1 pseudogene is annotated in these 237 nt (G+C 30.4%); it reads right to left on the bottom strand.

From position 1 onward, the window contains the following. Window positions 1-26 precede the first annotated feature (26 nt). Window positions 27-237, bottom strand: a pseudogene (locus INF61_RS22640) (hypothetical protein); the annotation flags it as partial.

Genomic DNA, 237 nt, shown 5'->3' with positions numbered 1-237 from the left:
ATTCCTACTACGGGCTTTTAAAATAATTACAATCCATATTTTCTTTTCTTCTCTTTGATGGATAACGATCTTTTTAGGGTCGAAGCATCATATTTCCTTTTCTCATTAGCATAGACTTTCTCTGTTCGGCTACCATTACTGACTATAAAGTTAATCAATGAAGAACATACATTTTTCATACGCTCTTTGTTGATCAAATCATCATCCAGTTTATTTATATGACTATAATATGAAAGT

Source organism: Enterobacter cloacae complex sp. P18RS (assembly GCF_014982105.1).
GTDB classification, from domain to species: domain Bacteria; phylum Pseudomonadota; class Gammaproteobacteria; order Enterobacterales; family Enterobacteriaceae; genus Enterobacter; species Enterobacter hormaechei_C.
The sequence above is the reverse complement of the archived record's forward strand: the minus strand, read 5'-3'. Positions and strand labels throughout refer to the sequence as shown.